This window comes from Glutamicibacter sp. PAEs-4 (assembly GCF_051161755.1).
GTDB lineage: Bacteria > Actinomycetota > Actinomycetes > Actinomycetales > Micrococcaceae > Glutamicibacter > Glutamicibacter nicotianae.
In genome coordinates this window covers 2,128,975-2,147,957 of sequence record NZ_CP195017.1, presented here as the reverse complement: position 1 = coordinate 2,147,957, position 18,983 = coordinate 2,128,975, and the positions used below count along the sequence as shown (strand labels likewise).

At 62.7% G+C, this 18,983-nt stretch carries 15 protein-coding genes; 10 read left to right on the top strand and 5 right to left on the bottom strand.

Annotated elements, in window-relative coordinates; translation table 11 throughout:
- The first annotated feature begins 26 nt into the window (after positions 1 to 26).
- Entirely contained in the window at positions 27 to 3,356 is a 3,330-nt protein-coding gene (gene cydC / locus ACR9WD_RS10135) for a thiol reductant ABC exporter subunit CydC (protein ID WP_434922031.1), read from the top strand.
- Positions 3,357 to 3,442: 86 nt separating this feature from the next.
- Here cydC and ACR9WD_RS10130 read toward each other — a convergent pair whose 3' ends face one another.
- The gene (locus tag ACR9WD_RS10130; protein ID WP_434922030.1) at positions 3,443 to 6,076 is read right to left on the bottom strand and encodes a DNA gyrase/topoisomerase IV subunit A; all 2,634 of its coding nucleotides are present in this window, start codon (positions 6,074 to 6,076) and stop codon (positions 3,443 to 3,445) included.
- Positions 6,077 to 6,174: 98 nt separating this feature from the next.
- On the opposite strand from ACR9WD_RS10130, the gene ACR9WD_RS10125 reads away from it, so the two are divergent.
- From ACR9WD_RS10125 to ACR9WD_RS10115, 3 genes are read left to right on the top strand one after another with little or no spacing between them, the layout of a single operon-like run.
- Positions 6,175 to 8,835, top strand: a complete 2,661-nt coding sequence (locus tag ACR9WD_RS10125) for a bifunctional acetate--CoA ligase family protein/GNAT family N-acetyltransferase (RefSeq protein ID WP_121867006.1) — start codon at positions 6,175 to 6,177, stop codon at positions 8,833 to 8,835.
- 51 nt (positions 8,836 to 8,886) lie between these two features.
- On the top strand, positions 8,887 to 9,474 hold the full coding sequence (locus ACR9WD_RS10120; protein WP_121867005.1) for a DUF5998 family protein: 588 nt from the start codon (positions 8,887 to 8,889) through the stop codon (positions 9,472 to 9,474).
- Between the two features lie 2 nt (positions 9,475 to 9,476).
- The gene (locus ACR9WD_RS10115) at positions 9,477 to 10,661 is read left to right on the top strand and encodes an alkaline phosphatase family protein (protein ID WP_121867004.1); all 1,185 of its coding nucleotides are present in this window, start codon (positions 9,477 to 9,479) and stop codon (positions 10,659 to 10,661) included.
- A gap of 80 nt (positions 10,662 to 10,741) precedes the next feature.
- On the opposite strand, the gene sepH is transcribed toward ACR9WD_RS10115, so the two are convergent.
- The gene (gene sepH, locus ACR9WD_RS10110) at positions 10,742 to 11,806 is read right to left on the bottom strand and encodes a septation protein SepH (protein WP_434922029.1); all 1,065 of its coding nucleotides are present in this window, start codon (positions 11,804 to 11,806) and stop codon (positions 10,742 to 10,744) included.
- Between the two features lie 259 nt (positions 11,807 to 12,065).
- Here sepH and ACR9WD_RS10105 point away from each other — a divergent pair, with 259 nt between their 5' ends.
- Positions 12,066 to 12,365: a DUF4193 family protein gene (locus ACR9WD_RS10105; RefSeq protein ID WP_121867002.1), complete on the top strand. Its 300-nt coding sequence runs from the start codon at positions 12,066 to 12,068 to the stop codon at positions 12,363 to 12,365.
- Between the two features lie 87 nt (positions 12,366 to 12,452).
- Here ACR9WD_RS10105 and ACR9WD_RS10100 read toward each other — a convergent pair whose 3' ends face one another.
- A complete protein-coding gene (locus ACR9WD_RS10100) occupies positions 12,453 to 12,986 on the bottom strand; it encodes a DUF3093 domain-containing protein (RefSeq protein WP_121867001.1) in 534 nt (177 codons plus the stop codon).
- Between the two features lie 141 nt (positions 12,987 to 13,127).
- Here ACR9WD_RS10100 and dut point away from each other — a divergent pair, with 141 nt between their 5' ends.
- The 4 genes from dut to ACR9WD_RS10080 all read left to right on the top strand — a co-directional run bounded on the left by dut (position 13,128) and on the right by ACR9WD_RS10080 (position 15,486).
- Positions 13,128 to 13,586 (top strand): dUTP diphosphatase, encoded by a 459-nt coding sequence (gene dut, locus ACR9WD_RS10095; protein WP_073706044.1) that lies wholly within the window; start codon positions 13,128 to 13,130, stop codon positions 13,584 to 13,586.
- Positions 13,587 to 13,624: 38 nt separating this feature from the next.
- Positions 13,625 to 14,314: a DUF3710 domain-containing protein gene (locus tag ACR9WD_RS10090; RefSeq protein WP_121867000.1), complete on the top strand. Its 690-nt coding sequence runs from the start codon at positions 13,625 to 13,627 to the stop codon at positions 14,312 to 14,314.
- Positions 14,315 to 14,317: 3 nt separating this feature from the next.
- Positions 14,318 to 14,692, top strand: a complete 375-nt coding sequence (locus ACR9WD_RS10085; protein WP_121866999.1) for a hypothetical protein — start codon at positions 14,318 to 14,320, stop codon at positions 14,690 to 14,692.
- Between the two features lie 62 nt (positions 14,693 to 14,754).
- Positions 14,755 to 15,486, top strand: a complete 732-nt coding sequence (locus ACR9WD_RS10080) for a DUF3159 domain-containing protein (protein WP_434922028.1) — start codon at positions 14,755 to 14,757, stop codon at positions 15,484 to 15,486.
- Here ACR9WD_RS10080 and ACR9WD_RS10075 read toward each other — a convergent pair.
- Positions 15,483 to 16,148 (bottom strand): potassium channel family protein, encoded by a 666-nt coding sequence (locus ACR9WD_RS10075; protein WP_038991861.1) that lies wholly within the window; start codon positions 16,146 to 16,148, stop codon positions 15,483 to 15,485. The two genes, ACR9WD_RS10080 and ACR9WD_RS10075, sit on opposite strands and share 4 nt — an antisense overlap.
- 15 nt (positions 16,149 to 16,163) lie before the next feature.
- Entirely contained in the window at positions 16,164 to 16,841 is a 678-nt protein-coding gene (locus ACR9WD_RS10070; protein ID WP_038991859.1) for a potassium channel family protein, read from the bottom strand.
- Positions 16,842 to 16,986: 145 nt separating this feature from the next.
- Between ACR9WD_RS10070 and ACR9WD_RS10065 the strand changes: the two genes are divergently transcribed.
- Positions 16,987 to 18,981, top strand: a complete 1,995-nt coding sequence (locus ACR9WD_RS10065) for an APC family permease (RefSeq protein ID WP_121866998.1) — start codon at positions 16,987 to 16,989, stop codon at positions 18,979 to 18,981.
- Positions 18,982 to 18,983 lie beyond the last annotated feature (2 nt).

Below are 18,983 nucleotides of genomic sequence, written 5' to 3'. Positions count from 1 at the left end.
CTGCGTTTTCGACGGAAAGAGTAGCAATGCCAACCCCGCGATTCCTGCCGCGTGAACTGATCACGCCACGACAATTCCTGGTCTTGGCACTGTTCTCAGCGCTCAAGGTCGCGGGGCTGGTCCTCGTCGCCTACGCCCTGGGCCAATGGATCGCCACCATGGCCGCGGGGGGCGCCAATGAACCGCAGTTGCTGGTCCTGGCATTAGCCGGGGCCGCGCTTCGAGCACTCAGCGCGTGGGGCTTGAATGCAGGAGCCCGGCGCATGGGCCTAGGCGCAAAGGAACGCTTGCGGTTGAACCTGGTCCGCAGGCAAGCGGCGCAGCCGGCTATCGCCCCCGCAGCGGAACAGCAGTCCATACCGGTCACCGCCACCCTGGCCAGCCATGGCCTTGAGAAGCTCGATGACTATTTCACCAAATTCATCCCTGCGTTCATTGGCGCTGTGGCCGTACCGCTGCTGCTTGGCATCTTCATCCTCCAGCTGGACTGGATCAGCGCGGTGGTGCTGGTCCTGACCATCCCGCTGGTCCCGGTGTTCATGGCGCTGATCGGCCTGCACACCCAGGACACCCTCAATGAATCCCAAGCCACCCTCGACCGGCTTGCCCATCAGCTCTACGAACTGGCCCAGGGCCTGCCGGCGCTGCTGGGACTTGGCCGGGCTCGCGCCCATGGCAACGCCATCGCGGCAGTGAGCAACAAGTACCGGGCGGCCACCATGGCCAACCTGAAGACCGTCTTCATGTCCAGCTTCTGGCTGGAACTGATCTCGACCCTCTCGGTGGCGGTCCTCGCGGTAATGATCGGCGTGAGGCTGGTCGGCGGAAATATGGATCTCGCCTCCGGGCTGATCATCCTGATCCTGGCACCAGAGCTGTTCTCCGCACTGCGCGAAGTGGGCTCCGCCTACCATGCGGCCGATGACGGGCTGGCCGCCTACCAGAAGTACACGGCCCTCACCGCACCCACCCCGGCCCGTCAGCTGCGGGCTGGCACCGCAGCGAATCCGCAGAACGTCCTGGAAGTCTCGGATCTGCAGATCAGCTATGATGGCGAGCATCCAATCCACCGCGCCGTCGATATCCAGTTGCGCGCCGGCGAACGGCTCGTGCTGTCCACGGCCAGCGGCACGGGCAAGAGCACGCTGCTCAAGCTGATCGCCGAGGCACACAGCAGCGACAACACCTTCGACCCGGCCTTGGCTAGCGGGCGGATCTTCATTGCCGGCCAGTTGGCCATGATCAGCCAGCATCCGCAGTTCAACGCAATGACCGGCAGCGAACAACTTGACCAGGATGCCCCGGCGGCACCTGCCGAATTGCGCGAGGAGCTCAGCACCCGGCTGTCGCTGCGCTCCATGCTCGACCGTCCAATCGGAGAATACTCGCCCGGCGAGCTGCGCCGCCTGGAAGTGCTGCGAGCCCTGCTGCGGGTCCACAGCGACGATCAGTGCACGGTGCTGCTGGCCGACGAGCCAACCGCGCACCTTGATGAGGCCAACGCCCGGGCAGTGCGCGAACTGCTTGGGGAATTGCCTGCCCGCTGCGCCATCCTGCTCGCCAGCCATGACCCAGCCTTTGGCCAGAGCCAGAATCCGGGACGTGCCGTTGAGGCTGCTGAAGCCGTGGCGTATGGGCAAGCCATGTGCCACCAGCAGCCGGATGCCTCGCAGACCCAGCCGGGGGCAACAGCCCAAGCGCCTGGGAACACCCGCTTCAATCCGATGCGCGATTTGCTTATGGGCTACAAGGCTGCCCCGAAAGCGGTGCTCTGGGGGACCGCGAGCGTGCTGTGCGCCGTGGCGCTCGCGGCGCTGAGCGGATGGCTGATCGTTGAATCCAGCTACCAGCCGGCCATTCTCCACCTGACCGTAGCTTTCGTCATGGTCCGCACCCTCGGCATCGGGCGAGCAGTCTTCCGCTACCTGGAACAACTGGCAATCCACGACGCGGTCCTGGCCTACGCTGCTGATCTGCGCGAGAAGATGTGGAACGCCATGGTGGCCAACCCGGCACGATGGGGCCTGCTCAGCCGTTCCTCGGTCATCCTGCGATTCTTGCTGGCCGAGGTGGATGAACTGCGCGACCTCTTGGCCCGCGTGCTGTTCCCGCCGCTGCAGGCAATCGCACTGTGGGTGGCCGCTGCTGCGGCCTTGTACATCATCCAGCCGGAGTTCGGTTATCTTGCCCTTGGCGCGTTCGGGGTGCTGGTCTTCCCGGTTCGTTGGCTTGTCCAGCGCATTGAAGGCGAGCACTTCGTGCTCCAGCTGCGCCACCGGATGCAGATGAACCAGAGCGTGCTGGGCATCTTGCGGCACAAGTCCGCGCTGCGCAGCAACCAGGTACTGGAACGCATCCTAGGCCGCTTCCAGGAAGCAGAAACCCGCAATACGCAACGCGCTCGCCGGCACGCACTAGGCCAAGGCAGCGCCACCGCCCTGGCCACGTTGGCCAGCGTGCTGCTTGCCATCGCCATCACCGCGCTATCGCACAGCAGCGCATCCCATACAGCGCTCGCCGTGCTCTTGAGCCTCGCGCTGGGGGAGAGCGCTGGAAATGCCTTGCTCGCGGTGCAGCAGGGACGTGCGCTGAAGGAACTGTCATCGAAGCTGGCCGAACGCGGCATGCGCAGCAGCCCGGCACCAGCGGCGCAAGGCAATGCTCCAGCCATGCCGCGAAAGATCGCCGGCTACGAAGCGCAAGATCTCAGCCTCGGATACGACGATGGTCCATCGGTCGTGGAGAATCTGAGCGTGCGCATTCCCGCGGGACAGTGGACGGCCATTACCGGGCCTTCGGGCTCAGGGAAATCCACATTGCTCACCGCCTTGCTCGGCGCGTTGCCTGCACGCTCGGGAGCGCTGAAGGGAATCGATGCCCACGGCAACCTGCTGGATCTGCAGCAGGCAAACCTGTCGTCGGTGGCGTGGTGCCCGCAAGAAGCGCACCTTTTCGACTCGTCGATTCGCCGGAACCTGATGCTGGGAGTCGATGACGACCAGCAGCGCAGCGATGCCCAGCTGGAAGCGGTTTTGGCGCAGGTCGGGCTTGCGGACTGGCTGGCAACACAGCCCGAAGGCCTCGAATCGCGCATTGGTTCCGGCGGGCACCAGCTGTCCGGCGGGCAACGCTGCAAGCTCGCCGTAGCGCGCGCCTTGGCAGGCGGCCACCAGGTCATCCTGCTCGATGAGCCGACAGCACACCTCGGCGTCGATGAGGCCCGAGAGCTGCTCTCGACCTTGCATCAGGCTCTTGCCGGGCGAACCGTCGTCATGATCACCCATGACCAGCAGCTCGCTGCGCAGTGCACCCACCGCATTGAACTGGGCAGCCAGAAGCCCCCCGTCTACGCATAGACCGGCGGCGCCGTTTCTATCTTGGCATGCAAGGTGGACACGGCGCCGCGTTCAATCCTGGCGCTGACGGCTCAGCGCATTTCAGTTCAGAGGATTACGCCGCCGTCATCGAAAGGCAGCGCATCTTCTCCCGGCGTGATGGCGGGAGCTGGCTTGGCCTTGGCCGGTTCGGGAATCAACGCTTCCTGTGCTGCGGCTGGGATGGGTTCCTGGGCAGCGGGTGCCGCCGGAGCTTCGTCTCCTCCGCTGATGGCTCCGCCAATGATGTTCACTGATTGGGCCAACGGGGCTCCCGAACCATCGCGTTTGCCGTATTCGGTAGGCAATGCACGCACCACACCCGCCGTGGAACTGGCGCGTGCCGGGCCCTGGCCGGCATAAGCCAGCTGCAGGTGATCCTCGCCCTTGACGAAACGGTGCGCCCGCACGCCCGCGGTGGCGCGGCCCTTGGCCGGGAACTCGGAGAACTCGGTGAGCTTCACCGACTGGCCCGACGTCCCAGGAAGGGTTTGCGAACCGGCAGCGATGGTGGCTACCACGGCGTCGCTGGCACCGGCAGGGACCACTCCGAAGAAGATCACCTGGTCGTCGGTAGCGAGCTTGATGCCCGCCATGCCTTGGCCGGTGCGGCCCTGGGCGCGCACGGCCGAAGCGCTGAAACGCAGCAACTGCGCGTTCTTAGTCATGAACACCAGCTCGTCGGCGTCTTCGGCCGGTGCCGCGGCAATCACCACGTCCTTGTCCTTGAGCGTAATCGCCTCGAACTCGTCACGGTTCAGCGGGTAGTCAGGGCTCACGCGCTTGACCACGCCGTTCTGCGTGCCAATGGCAAGGACCCGGTTCAGCGGAACCAGCGCCACCGCGCTTTCGCCCTTGCCCAGCTTGAGGAATTCGGAGATCGGCACGCCATGGGCCAGCTGCGGGAAGCCGTGGGACTCGGGGAGCACCGGAACATCGATCAGCGAGATGCGGATAATGCGGCCGGCAGATGTCAGGGCGCCGATTTCTCCGCGGGCGCTGGAGGCGACCTGCGAGGTGAGCACATCATGCTTGATGCGCGCCGCGGCGTAATCCACGGCCTGCCGATCGGGGGTCCGGGCGATCTGCCCGGTGGCAGAGAGCAGAACCCAGCACGGGGTATCGGATACTTCCATCGCCAGCTTGGTCTTCTTGCCGGTCCCGACTTCTTCGGGCAGCGAGGTGCCCTTCAGCGGAGCCAGCTGGGCAGACTTCAGCAGCTTGGTCCGGCGCGGGGTGCCGAAGGTCTCGGCCATTTCACCGAGTTCATCGGAAACCACGGTGCGCAGCAGCTCATCGGATTCCAAGATGGCGCGCAGTTCTTCGATTTCCTTGCGCAGCTGCTCGGCCTCGGTTTCAAGCTCCAGCTTGGAGTACTTGGTCAGCTGGCGCAGCCGCAGTTCCAGGATGTGGCTGGCCTGCGGTTCGCTCAGGTCGAAGACCGTCATCAGCCGTTCGCGAGCTTCAGCGGTCTGCTCGGAGGAACGGATAATGGCAATGACATCGTCAATATCAACGATGGCAATGAGCAGGCCCTCAACCAGGTGCAGGCGGTCCTCGCGCTTGGCCAGACGGTGCACGGTGCGGCGGCGAACAACATCCATCCGATGGTCCACATACACGGTCAGCAGCTCACGCAGCCCCATGGTCCGCGGCTGGCCGTCGACCAGGGCAACGTTGTTCATGCCGAAGGAGTCTTCCATCGGGGTGTACTTGTACAGGCTGGCAAGCACGGCGTTCGGGTTGAAACCGTTCTTCAGCTCGATAACCAGCTTCAGGCCGTGATGCCGGTCGGTCAGGTCCACGACATCTGAAATGCCGGAGATCTTCTTGCTGTTGACGCCATCCTTGATTTTCTCGATGACCTTTTCAGGACCCACGCCGTAGGGAAGCTCGGTGACCACGAGGCCCGACTTGCGCGCCGAAATCTTCTCCATGATCACCGTAGCCCGGGTGCGGAACAGGCCGCGGCCGGTGCGGTAGGCATCCTTGATGCCGTCCAATCCGATAATGCTGCCGCCCGAAGGCAAATCCGGGCCCGGAATGAACTTCATGAGCTCATCAACGGTCGCGTCGGGTTCCTTGAGCAGGTGCTGCGCGGCGGCGACAACTTCACCTAAATTGTGCGGAGCCATATTGGTGGCCATGCCCACGGCAATGCCGGTGGTGCCATTGACCAGCAGGTTCGGGAACGCAGAGGGCAGCACTTCTGGCTGCATGAACTGGTTGTCGTAGTTCGGGACGAAGTTCACGACGTCTTCATCCAGATTCGCGGTCATGGCAACGGCAGAAGCTGCCAGGCGCGCTTCCGTGTAGCGCGGAGCCGCCGGTCCATCATCGAGCGAACCGAAGTTGCCGTGTCCGTCGATCAGCGGAAGGCGCAGCGAGAAATCCTGGGCCAAACGGACCATGGCGTCATAGATCGCGGTGTCGCCATGCGGGTGCAGCTTGCCCATGACCTCGCCGACCACGCGGGCCGACTTGACGTGGCCCTTCTCGGGGCGCAAGCCCATCTGGGCCATCTGGAACAGGATGCGTCGCTGAACCGGCTTCAATCCATCGCGGGCATCGGGAAGCGCACGGGAGTAGATGACAGAGTAGGCGTACTCCAAGAAGGATGATTCCATTTCATTGGTGACGTCTATATCGACGATATTTTCAACGAAATCCGCTGGAATCTCTTCAGACTTCTTACGAGCCATTACTCTGTTCGTCCTTCATCTACTGTCTTAGGGCCGGAACTGCCGAATCTTCGTGTTGCATCTGGGCGCAACGCCGAACTGCCGACTATCCTAAGCCTATGGTGGATCGTAAACTTTCGGCGGCATATCCGGCGCATTGGGAAGCAGATGTTGTGCTTCGCGATGGGACAACAGCGCACCTGCGGCCAATCACCCCGCAGGATTCCCAAGCGCTCCAGGACATGCACAAGCAGCAGTCCGAGACGTCAGTCTACCTACGCTATTTTACGTACAAGTCGTCGCTGACCCCCAAAGAGCTGGAACGATTCACCAATGTGGACCATGTGAATCGCGTCGCCTTCACCGTGGTTCGGGGCGCGAGGATCATCGGCGTCGGCCGCTACGACCGCTTGGATGATCCGCGGGAAGCCGAAGTAGCCTTCAACGTCTCGGACGAGTACCAGGGAACCGGCATCGGCTCGATCCTCTTGGAGCACCTGGCCGCGGCGGCCCGTGAAAACGACATTGAGAAGTTCTCCGCCGAGGTGCTTCCGGAGAACCGCAAGATGCTCACCGTCTTCTCCGATGCCGGCTACGCCGTCGCCCGCCACTTCGAGGATGGCGTGGTCATGCTGGAATTTTCCATCAGCCCCACTGAGAAGTCCCGCGAAGTGACAGAGGCGAGAGAGCACCGCGCCGAAGCGAGCAGCGTGGCTGCGCTGCTGGCGCCCAAGTCGGTGGCCGTGATCGGTGCCAGCCGCACCTGGGGCAAGCTCGGGCACGACGTGCTGGAGCAAATTATCGAATCCGGGTACACCGGTGCGGTCTATGCGGTAAACGATGCGGCCTTGGAAGTCGGTGGCATGGTGGCCTACGGAAAGGTCACCGAAATTCCAGGACCGGTTGATGTCGCCATCCTGTGCATTCCGCGTGAGGGGGTCAAGGACGCCATTGCCGATTGCGCCGCCCACGGGGTGAAGTCCCTGGTCATCATGACCACCGGATACGAAACCCTCGAAGGGCTGGGCGCACAGCGCGAACTTGTGGCGCTGGCTCGTGCCAACGGAATGCGCGTGGTCGGTCCGGGATCGGCCGGCCTGATGAACACCGACCCGCAGGTGAAGCTGTACGCCACCGGGAGCCAGCATATCCCGGCCGCAGGAAACGTAGGATTCTTCACCCAATCGGCAGCCATGGGCACGATCATCCAGGGCGTCGCCCTGCAGCAGGGTGTAGGCCCAAGCAGTGCCATTTCGGCCGGCCTGCGGGCCGATGTTTCCGGCAACGACGCAATGCAGTTCTTCGAAGACGACCCCAGGACCCATGTCGTCGCGCTGTACCTGGAATCCTTCGGCAACCCGCGCAAATTCGCACGCATTGCGCGGCGCCTGGCCCGCAGCAAACCGGTAATCGTGGCCAAGTCCGATGTGATGGGCCGTCGCCTTCCACCGGGCCATTCGGTGCGCGTAGGGCAGGCAGCGCCGGGGGCAATGAACGCAATTCTTCGCCAGTCCGGCGTGATCCGCGTGCGCTCCGCCGAAGAGCTCCTGGATGTCACCTCCCTGCTTTCAGTCTTCCCGCCACCCAAGGGCCCGAACGTCGCGATCCTGTCCAATTCCTTGACCATCGCCGAGGTGGTGTGCGATGTCGCTGAAGACCGGAACCTGAACATCACTGTGCGGGGCGACGAGCTGGATTACAGTATCGGCCAGTCCAAGGCCATTCCGGTGCTGCGCGCCCGGATCCAGGAACTGGTGGATGACCCGCAAGTCCACGCCATCATGTTGGCGCACCTGCCCTACTCGGAGCTGGATACCCGAGCGGTCCTCAAGGTAGCCAAGGAGTTCATCGGGCAGCCGAAACCGGTGGTGGCCCTGGTTCCGGGGCTGGCGGATACGAAGATTACCGGAGGCCTGAAGCAAGGAATTCCGGTGTATACATCTCCCACCACGGTGATCGGTGCCCTGGCCAAGGCCTATGGCTACCAGCAGTGGGTGGACGTTCCCTACGAGCCGATGAGCGACCCGGATGGCATCGATGTCGAAGGCGCGGCAGAGTACTTAGATGAGTTGGTGAAGACCATTTCAGGGACCAACTTGCTGGAATTGAACGACGAGCAGGTGCGGAAGCTTCTGGACTTCTACGGCATCAAGTTCCTTTCCCACCGGGTGGTGCACACAGCCGAAGAAGCCGTCGCGGCGGCCGAGCAGCTCGGCTGGCCGGTCGCCTTGAAAGCCAACGACCCCGATCTGCGGCAACGCCTGGACCTGGGCGGCGTGCGCTTGAGCATCCCGGACAAGCAGAGCCTGGAGGCGAACTTCGCGCACATGAAGTCGCTGATGGCCGCATACGGCGTGGACTCCCTGGATGTGCAGAGCATGGCGCCAGCCGGGCAGGCTTGCGTTCTCAAGGCCATGGAGGACCCGTTGCTGGGGCCGGTCATTTCCTTCGGGCTCAGCGGCGATCCGGTCAACCTGCTCGATGACTGGGCCCACGGCGTGGCGCCGTTCTCCACCCATGATCTGGAACAGCTCATCCGCCGTCCGCGCAGCAGCGTGCGCCTTTTCGGCTACCAGGGACTGCCAGCCGTGGATCTGGAGGCTTTGAAGGATTTCATCACCCGTGTCTCGCTCTTCAAAGACAATCATCCTGAAGTGACAGTTGCCAAATTCGCTCCGATCACCGTGGCCACCGATTCGCTGAGCGTGCTGGCGGTGAGCATCCAGATCAGCAACGCAGAGCAGCGCACGGATAGCGTCCGCCGTGCCCTGCGCAGCTGAGTGCAAACGCGGAAACGTGAATTGCCGGAGGCGACTGAGTAGAATTGGGGCATGAGTTCTCCAACGTATTCGACCACGCCTGGCGCTGAGCTTCAGCATGACTTGGTCCGTGCGGGTTTTTATCCGCAAATGGTCCAGGATGTGCTGGCTGAAGCCATGATGGGCCAGCCGGTGCTTGACCACTATGTGCATCTGGAAACTCACTTCGACCATACCGAAGTCCACCGCCACATCACCGTCATGGTTATGAGCGAAAAGGTGCTTTTCATCTTGCATGTAGATGACCAGCAGCTTGATGACCATGGCAAGGATGTCATGGCGCAGGTATCGGTCGAAATGATTTCGCTGGCGCGCATCGCTTCGGTTGCCACGAGCTATGTCTACCACCAGCCGCAGCATTACTCGTCCGCTGACCCAGTCAAGGAACTGACCTTCGGGCTGTCCTGGGACGGTACCAAGCGGATTGATCTGGCCCCTGCGTCCTGCGGGGATCCGCAGTGCGATGCCGACCACGGGTTGAATGGCACCTCGCAGCCTGAGGACTTGGTCATCCGTGTCAGCGCCGAAGCCGATGGCCAGCAGGCCGTGAACAAGGCCCGCGAGTTCGCTGTGCGCCTGCGCCTGGCCACGATCGCCTGAGCATGATCGAGGAACAAGAGCTCAGCAGCCTGCCTGTCCCGGCGCAGAAAATCCCGGAAGCACCCAAGTACGGCCAAGCTACGCTGTCGGAGATTCTTCCGTCGGCGGCAGCGGCACTGGGGGTTGGCGGCTATCAGAATGCCCTGGGCTTCGCCCCGACCAAGCGTGTAGCCCTGATCATGGTTGATGGACTGGGCTGGAACCAGCTCAAAAGCCATCTCGGGCATGCGCCCTTCCTGCGCGGCCTGTTCGAGAAGGGGCAGAAGCTGGGCACCGGCTTCCCTTCGACCACCGCGACATCCCTGAGCAGCCTGGCCACGGGCCTGGCTCCCGGCGAGCATGGAATGGTCGGCTATGACGTCATCGACCCGGCCAAGCGCCGTGTCGTCAACCAGCTAGGCGGGTGGCCTGGGGACTTGGACCCCGAAACCTGGCAGACTCGCCCGACCGTTTTCCAGAAGATCGCCGAACACGGCATCCACGTGGCGACCGTGTCGATCCCGATGTTTGCCAAGTCGGCCCTGACCCGTGCGTCCTTGCGAGGTCCCAAATTCGTGCCGGCCAACCAGCCGGCGGCGCGCGCGCGTGCTACCCGCACGATCTTCGACTCGAACCGTAACGCGCTGGTCTACACGTACTTCAATGAATTGGACAAGGCAGGCCACAAATACGGCGTTGATTCCAGCCAGTGGCGGGACACCCTCGAAGAGCTGGACTACGTCATCAAGAACCTGGTATCCAAGCTGCCGGAAGAAACCACGGTGCTGGTCACCGGCGACCATGGAATGGTGGACATTCCAGCGTCCCAGCGCATCGACTACAGCCAGCAGCCTGAACTGATCGAGGACGTCGAGCTGACCAGCGGCGAACCTCGCGGCGTCCAACTGACCTTCGACCCGCAGGCCGATGACGCCTGCCGGCTACGGGTCCGCGAGGCCTGGCAGCGGGCCTATGGCACCAAGGCCTGGGTGATGACACGCGAGGAAGCCATAGAACGCGGCTACTTCGGCGCCATCACCGAAGAACATGCGGCACGGCTGGGCGATCTGATGATCTTGGCGGCCGAAGCCATCGCATTCTATGACGGCCGACGCGTCGCACCGATGGCCTTCGACATGGTGGGGCAGCATGGGTCGCTCACTGCGGGGGAGCGGTTCGTGCCATTGCTGGTGCACCGCACCAAATAGCCGGCAACGCAAAGGGTGCGGGAACAGCATTGCTTCAATGCTGTCGCCGCACCCTTGTGCTTTCCAGTGTCACCTGGGCACTAGGAGTCGGTGTCCTTCTTGCGCTTGCCGAACATGATGTCATCCCAGCTGGGAACGGACGAACGCTTGGCCTTGCGCGGAGCTGACTCCTCGGCAGGCTGTTCAGCTGGCTTGTCCTCGGCACGGCCCGAATCGTCGTCCTCATTGGTGACGACCACCAGCTGCGAGGTGCGCGCGGAAATCCCTTGCGGAAGATGCGGCAGCGCGTCCTCGTCATCGGTGTCGTACTTGCTCATGCTGCGTTCGATGATCTCGTTGTAGCGAGCCTCGCGTTCCGGATCCTGGTCCTTACTGCGCTGCCCACGGCGCGCGTTCAGCAAGGTGACCAGTTCTTCGGTCTCATCGGGCTCCGGAGTGCTGGCTGCGGCGGCCGGTTCCGCCTCTGGCTGGTTCAGCGCTGAGACAGGGCGAAAGTATTCAGGAGCTACCTGCTCGCTCAGGGTCTGGGCCCAGCGGTTCAGGTTCTTCAACGACTTGCGCGCGGGAGTGAAAGCCCACCGTGCAATGTTCTCGGCAGCGGCAGTCGAATCCGAATCCAGCGACTCGACATTCTCGGTCGGCAGCGGGGAATCGAACTCAACGGTGACGATCCACTGGCCCTCTGGGTCTTTCCAGGCATTCCAGCGCGCCGACTCGGCATCGATGTGCAGCTGGTGCAGGCGGTGCACCACCATGGAACCGAGATCGGCCGGCTCTTCGCCGAACACCTCGCGGTATTCTGCGTCGGTCTGCGGTCCGGAAACCTCGACGCGGCGTGCCAGCTCGGCGATGTGCTCGCGTTCAGCCAGTACCGGGCCTTCGTACTTGACGATATCCTCGACGGGGACATCCCATTCAAGCGACAGGTCGTAGGCGGAGGCGCCAGCGCGCACTCGTGCCTGGATTTCGCGTGGCGAATGGACCGAGGACTCCTCGCGGTTCCTCGGGGCCCTCGAACGGGCGATTTCAGCCATTGCACTGCTCAGTGCATCGTCAACAGGCAGCTCGAAGCTCATCCCGTCGTCACTGCTGACCTGCAGGCTGGAACCATTTTCATGAATTCCTACCAGTCTCAGCTGACGCATTCCTACCCTCCACACGCTCTATTTCCTGTGTAAAACTTTGCCACCTTGAGGCCCGAATTCCTACCACCACGCAGGGTGTGGCGCAAGATTAGTCCTCAACTTCACGCAGTAATTCCTTGAACCTTCCGCCCATGGCATAGCGTGGCAGGAACGGGAATGGATTACCCGGAAGAACGTTATACTTCTATGCCGGTACAAGTTTCCACCTCGTGGAGCAGCCGGCTAGGACGAAGACCTGCAGGAAAGAGCAAAAACGATTATGGCAAGTGAATCTGCTGCACCCGTGGCAATGTCAGAAGCGGAACGAGCCAAGGAAATCGCTCAGCTCAAAGCAGGCAAGACCGCAGCCATGGCCAACCTGGTTGACGAGGCCGAAACCGCCTTGGCTGAAGAGTACGTTCTGCCCGGCGGCGAGGCGCCGCAGGAAGAAGCGAGCGTCGAATTCCTACCGGAACAGGCTGATGAGTTTACGTGCGCGTCATGCTTCATGGTGCGTCACCGCACGCAGCTGGCCCGTGAGGACAACGGGCAAAAATTCTGCAGCGAGTGCGAAGGATGAAAACCCGCGCAGCAGTTCCGGAAAGCGCATGGCGCCCAACCAGAAGGTTGGGCGCCATGCGCTTTTCGGGCTCCAAGGCAGTCAACGCTATTCGCCGGCAGTGTCTTCGGACTGTTCCAGCTTGGCGGCTTCGGCCTTGCCTTCGTCGGTGAATTCGTACATCACGCCCGAGAGGGCGGCAGCCAGCTCTTCGGGACGACGGGTAGATGTCAGCCAGTACGGCGTGGTGTCACGCTCGTCAGTGACCTCCATCCGCACTACTCCGTCGATCCAGCCGCGCAGCAGCATGTAGGCCAGGCCGTGCAGCTTCTGCCCACGCTGCTTGAATGCCTCATCGCCGCGGTAGCCGACAACCTCCCCGATGTACTTGCGTTCAATGCTGGCCCGTCCAACGGTCACCAATTCATCGGTGACCTCGATGGTCGGCGTGCGCAGCAGGAACACCGCGATCAGCGAAAGCAACACGACGGCACCGGCAATCCATCCAAGGATGCTGCTGATCGGAGCTAGCGCAATACCTGCGGTGATGGAAATGATGATTGGCCAAATCCAGGTGCTGGCCGATGGCCAAAGCTTTTCGCTGTACTGGACGTTCGAACCCGCGGGGCTGGAATTACTCATGGTTCCAAGTCTAGGCAATAATTCTTCGATTCAAGACCTCGAAGCCGGTTGGCAGGCCATTGGACGGCGTGCGCGATAGAGTTAGGCACGAGAAACTATCGAGTGACCATTTCACAAGACTCCGGGGGAAGACCTACATCGATGAGTGAGCCATCAATTTCCATTGCCATCAAGATGCTTGACACCGATTTGCCGGTCCCCAGCTACGCGCATCCTTCGGACGCCGGTGCTGACTTGCATGCTCGCGAATCACTTGTGCTGGAGCCAGGTGCCCGCGCGCTCGTTCCTACCGGCATCGCGCTAGCCATCCCGCATGGCTACGTTGGTCTGGTGCACCCACGCAGCGGCTTGGCAACCAAGCACGGCATTACCGTGGTAAATGCACCGGGTACTGTTGACGCTGGGTACCGGGGTGAGATCATGGTCACCTTGTTGAACACCGACAAGTCCGAGTCCTTCGAAATCAGCCGGGGCGACCGAATTGCCCAGCTGGTTATCCAGAAAGTCGAGCAGGCGGCCTTCATCGCAGTGGATTCGCTGGAGGACAGCGCCCGCGGCGCAGGCGGATTCGGTTCGACCGGCGGATTCAACTCCAAGTAAGTACCCTTGAGAGCAAGACAAGATTTTCTAAGGACACCATGATTTTCAAGCGCAAGAAGGCCAAAGAGCAGCCAGTCGCCGAACCAGCTGAGGATGCAGCCCAGAACGAGCAGGAGCCGAAGACCGGCCCGTTCGATTACGACGACATCGAGAATACGCAGGAGTACCTGGACTTCGGCTCAATCCTGATCAAGCCGGTAGCCGGCTTGAAGGTCCGCATGGACGTTGAAGAGTCCAACAAGCGTGTCATTGCGGTGTCGCTGGAGATCGCCGAGTCGCGGATCCAGTTGATGGCTTTCTCGTCTTCGAAGTCCGAGTCGCTGTGGCCAGGCATCAGCGACAAGATCAAGAGCGACATCAGCGCCCAGAACGGTGAAATCTTCACCCGTGATGGCGAGTACGGCCAGGAGCTGCTCGCCAAGGTGCCGCAGCAGCTGCCAGACGGCCGCGCCGGGCATGTTGCGCTGCGCTTTGTCGGCATCGATGGCCGCCGCTGGTTCCTGCGTGCAGTCATTGGCGGCGCGGCCATCGGCAACGAGGAGGCCGCCAACATTGTCGACGGGATTCTGCGCGACGTCGTGGTCAATCGCGGCGACAAGCCGCTGCCTCCGGCTGAACTTCTGCCATTGAGCGTCCCGTCCAATGCCCAGGCCCGTCCGGCAGCCCCCGAGCAGAACCCTGAGCTGAAGCGTCCAGAACGCGGACCAGAGATCACCCAGATCGGCTAGAGAATGTCGCTGAAGGACAAACCCGTCACTCCGCAGCTCGGCCCCTCGGGCCAGAAGCCCACCTACCAGCGGCTGGACAGCCTGGAACAGCTGCCATCCAAGGGGCGGGTCGAGCACACCGGGTACGTCCAATCGGTGAGCTACTCCGCGACGAATGTCGCCCCGCGGCTGACCGCTGTAGTGGTGGATCGGCTCGGTACCGTGTCGGCCCGTCGCGGAACTGTGCCGCATGTTCGCTTGGCGTTCATGGGACAGAAAACCGTTCCGGGCATCAAGCCGGGCGTGAAGGTGGAGTACTCGGGAATGGTTGCTCCTGTGGATCAGATCCCGACGATCTTCAATCCGCGCTACGTCATCGTGCCGGAAGCCCGTCGATGACCGGCGACGGCCACTCAAGGATTCGAGAACGCCAGCCAGCTGGCGTCTAATTGGAAGTAGGCATGGTGAACAACGACGCATCCCGTCCGGACGATGATTCCGCACCGGAAACTAAGCATCCGAGTTTCGCCGAGATGGTCGGCTCGAACTCCAACATCACGCAAAACGCTGACGGCGGAATTGACTTGCTCACCACCGTTGGCGGCGTGCGCGGCATCCTGGAAACCGTGCTTCCCGGTTTCGTGTTCATCATGGTCTTCGCGCTTACCAGCAATCTGGGCTGGGGGCTGATCGCCTCGATCAGCCTCGGCATCGTGTTCATGATCATCCGCCTGGCCAAGCGCTCGACGCTGATCCAGGCAGGCTCTGGGCTGATCGGCATCCTGATCTGCGCCTTCGCCGCACGGACTTCGGGCAATGCCAAGGACTACTACATTCCGGGGTTCTACGTGTCTGCCGCCTATCTGGCGGGACTGCTGATTTCGGTGATGGCCCGCTGGCCGCTGATCGGCCTGCTCTTCGGATTCATCCGCAATGAAGGCACTGAATGGCGCAAGAAGCCCGAACGCCTGCGCCGCTACCAGGTGGCTACCTGGATCATCATTGCTGTTTTCGCGCTGCGCCTGGCGGTGCAGATCCCGATGTACATCGCAGATGATGTCGTGGCCCTGGGCTTGGCCCGTGCCCTGATGGGAGTGCCGCTGTATGCGGCGGGGCTGTGGTTCGCGTGGCTGGTCTCGAAGCCGGCGGCCGTAGCCGGCGACGAGACCAGCACGCCCAAGCCAGCGGCCTAGCGGGTGGCGTCGCGCAACGTGCGGCGCAGCAAGGGTTCTGCGTGCGGGGTGGTGATGAAGAAGATTTCATCGCCACCCTCAATCACATCATCGGCACTGGGCGGGAACGGCGTCTTGTCGCGGACCACTGCCATCATGGTGGTGTCTTCGGGCCACGAGATGCGCCCGATGCTGCGGCCGATCAAGGCCGAATCGTGCGGGACTGTGAACTCGACCATGTAGACCTCGCCGGTCTTCAACGTCAGCAGCCGCACCAGGTCCCCGACCTCCACGGCTTCCTCGACCAGCGCGGTCATCAGCCGCGGCGTGCTGACCGCAACATCGACGCCCCAGGCATCGTCGAACATCCATTCATTCTTCGGATTGTTCACGCGGCCCACAGTGCGGCGGATGCCAAATTCGCTCTTGGCCAGCAACGAGACCACAAGGTTGACCTTGTCGTCGCCGGTCGCCGAAACGACCACGTCGTACTCTTCAAGCTGCGCCTGCTGCAAGACAGCTAATTCGCAAGCGTCGCCAATCAGCCACTTCACCGCTTCAAGATCTGCGCGTTCGGCCATTTCCGGTTGCAGATCGATCAGCAGGACTTCGTGGTGGTTGATGATTAGTTCACGGGCAATGGAGGAACCGACCGAGCCGGCCCCGGCAATCATGACCTTCATGGGATGCCTCTCAGGTTATTCGTTGGTCTGCGCCGCTGGCGGGCTGGCAAGGATCTTTTCCACGTCTTTGGACTCGTCCAGCCGCATCATCACATGCACCAGGTCGCCGCCCTGCAGCCGGGTGCGGTTCTCCGGGATGGTGCCTTCGCCGAAGCGGGTCAAATAGGCCACGCGCACCCCGGCGGCGGCTTCCAGCTCCTTGACCAGGTGGCCATACCAGTCGCGGTGCAAGGCCACTTCGGACAGCACCAGGCGTCCCGAGGGCTCCCGGAAGTCCCCGCGCATCGAATAGTCCGGCAGGATCCGGCGAAGCACCTGATCGGTGCTCCAGCGGACCGCTGCCACGGTGGGGATGCCCAGTCGCTGATAGATCTCCGCTCGTCCTGGGTCATAGATGCGGGCCACGACGTGGGGCACGTTATAGGTTTCGCGCGATACGCGAGTGGCGAGAATGTTGGAATTATCACCGCTGGAAACAGCTGCGAACGCGTAGGCCTCGCCAATTTTGGCAGCGTCCAGCGTGTCCTTGTCGAATCCCATGCCGGTCACCGTGGTGCCGGAGAAATCCTTGCTCAGCCGGCGGAAGGCATGCGGGTCCTGGTCAATGACTGCCACGGAATGCCCCGCCGAATCCAGCGTGTGGGCCAGCGCGACACCGACGCGTCCGCACCCCATGATCACGAAATGTGCCACCGAGAACTCCTTGGTTTTGCTGCTTGCCGCGTGCCGCTTGGCGCCCACGGGCTGTGTGCTACGAATGCAACAATAGCGCTGATCGCGCCCAGTTTATCGATGGTGAAGCACGCCCGCGCCGTGCACCCTGCGATAACGTTGTGTCGTGCCTGCATTATTTGACGGTTTGAAGCGGATCCTGGTGGGCCGGCCTTTCAGCACTGAACAGCTGAAAAAGAAGCCGTTGCCACCCAAGGTCGCGTTGCCGATTTTCTCCTCCAGCGCCCTGTCGTCCTTGGCGTACGCGCCGGACGAGATCCTGCTGACCCTGGCCATTGCGGGCATCGCCGCGACCGCGCTCTCGCCAATGGTTGGACTGGCGGTCCTCGCGGTGCTGGTGGTGCTGGTGCTGTCCTACCGCCAATCGGTAATGGAGTACCCTTCCGGTGGCGGCGACTATGAAATCGTGAAGAAGAACCTCGGTGCACGTCCGGGCACTGCGGTGGCCGCGGCGCTGCTGGTCGACTTCGTGCTCACCGTTGCTGTTTCCAGCTCGTCGGCGGCCCTGTATCTTGCCGCCATTTTCCCTGCAGTGGCCGAATACAAGGCGTGGGTGGCCGCCGCCCTGGTCGCCTTCCTCGTGGTCGGCAATTTGCGCGGCAAAGGGCAAGGCCGCTGGACGCTGGCCATCCCGGTCTACCTTTTCGTCATCGGCATGCTGCTGCTGGTGGCCATTGGCGGCGTGATGGCGCTGACCGGTTCCCTCGGGCTCGCCCCGAGTGCGGACTTCACGATTGTGCCGGAGGCCGAGTTCGCCAATGGCCTGCATGGCGTTGTCGGTGCGCTGCTGATCCTGCGTGCCTTCAGCACGGGGTCGGCCGCGTTGACCGGCATCGAGGTTCCGATCTCCAACGTGCAGACGCTGGCCAAGCCGCGGGCGAAGAACGCGGCGCGGATCCTGCTGGTGCTGGGCCTGCTCTCCGGCGTGCTGACCCTGGGCACGCTGATGCTTGCCCGGGCCACCGGCATCAAGGTCGTCGCCGATCCGCAGGCCTCGTTCCTGCTTCACGGCGAGCCGATCCCCGAAGGCTTCGTGCAGATCCCGGTGCTGGGCCAGCTGGCCCAGGCGGTGTTCGGCGACTTCACCTTCGGCCTGGTGATCGTCTCGGTGCTGACCATTGCCGTGCTGCTGCTGGCCGGCAACCAGGCCTTCAATTCCTTCCCGCTGCTGGCCAGCCATCTGGCGACCGACGGCTTCCTCCCGCGCCAGCTGCGCACCCGTGGCGATCGCCTGGGCTTCTCCAACGGCATCCTGTGCCTGGGCATTGCCGCGATCGCGCTGGTGCTGCTGTTCCAAGGCGATGTCACCTTGCTGGTCCAGCTGTACGTGGTGGGCGTATTCGTTTCCTTCACGCTGAGCCAGCTGGCCATGCTCAAGCACTGGAAACGTGTTCTGGTGCCCATTGCAGACCGCAAGATCCGTGCGGCCAAGCAGCGCAAGCGGCTGCTGAACCTGCTAGGCCTGGTGCTCTCGGCGCTGGTGCTCGTGGTCGTCTTGGCCACCCGCCTGGTCCATGGTGCGTGGCTGGCCGTGCTGGGCATTGCCGTATTGATGCTGATCATGGATTCGCTGCAGCGGCACTACCAGAAGGTCGACGACGAGCTGGCGGTCGACGAGGACTCCGCCGTCACCGCATTGCCCTCGCGCGTGCATGCGCTCGTGCTGGTATCCACCGTGCGCAAGCCGGTGCTGCGTGCCCTGGCCTTCGCCCGCGCTTCGCGTCCCTCGAAGCTTGAGGCGATCATCGTGGACGTGGAACGCGGCAAGACCGAGAAGACCCTGCAGGACTGGGAACGGCTGCAGATCCCGGTGCCGATCACTGCGCTGGCCTCGCCGTATCGCGATATTCCCGGGGCGCTGATTGAGCATATCCGTTCCATCAAGCGTGAATCGCCGCGGGAACTGATCGTCGTGTACATTCCCGAATATGTCGTGGGCCATTGGTGGGAACAGCTGGTGCACAACCAAACCGCGCTGCGCGTGAAGAACCGCCTGCACCATGAACCGGGAGTAGTGATTGCCTCGGTCCCGTGGCGCCTGCTCAGCGCCTCGCATGCCCTTGGCGGAGGCCCGACCGAAGAATCCTCGGCGCACCGCTGAAT